This is a genomic window from Streptomyces sp. SID12501 (assembly GCF_010550245.1).
Lineage (GTDB): Bacteria > Actinomycetota > Actinomycetes > Streptomycetales > Streptomycetaceae > Streptomyces.
Genome location: NZ_JAAGLU010000642.1, coordinates 1 through 443, shown reverse-complemented (window position 1 = coordinate 443; position 443 = coordinate 1). Strand labels below are relative to the sequence as shown.

1 protein-coding gene is annotated in these 443 nt (G+C 75.8%); it reads left to right on the top strand.

All coding sequences use genetic code 11. From position 1 onward, the window contains the following. On the top strand, positions 1-443 hold a 443-nt coding region (gene ureA, locus G3I71_RS47690; protein WP_164325203.1), incomplete at both ends, for an urease subunit gamma.

Below are 443 nucleotides of genomic sequence, written 5' to 3'. Positions count from 1 at the left end.
GCAGTGCCGCGGAACTGGCCAGGGCGCGACGAGCCCGGGGCCTGCGCCTCAACGTCCCCGAGGCCACGGCGCTCATCGCGGACACGGTCTGCGAGGCCGCCCGCGACGGCAGGCGGCTGGCGGAGGCCATCGAGGAGGCCCGCAGCGTGCTGGGCCCCGACGACGTGCTGCCCGGCGTCGCCGACGTTGTCCACGAGGTCCACGTGGAAGCCGTCTTCGACGACGGCTCCCGCCTCGCGGTGGTCTCGCGCCCCATCCGCGGCGCCGTCCCCCTCGGCGACGACGCCCCCGGCGCGATCGTGCCCGGCCCCGGCGCCCCCCAGCCGGAACCCACGATCCACCTGCACGTGCGCAACACCGCCGCCGTGCCGATCAGCGTGACCTCCCACTTCCACTTCTTCGAGGCCAACCCGCGCCTCGACTTCGACCGCGCCGCGGCCTAC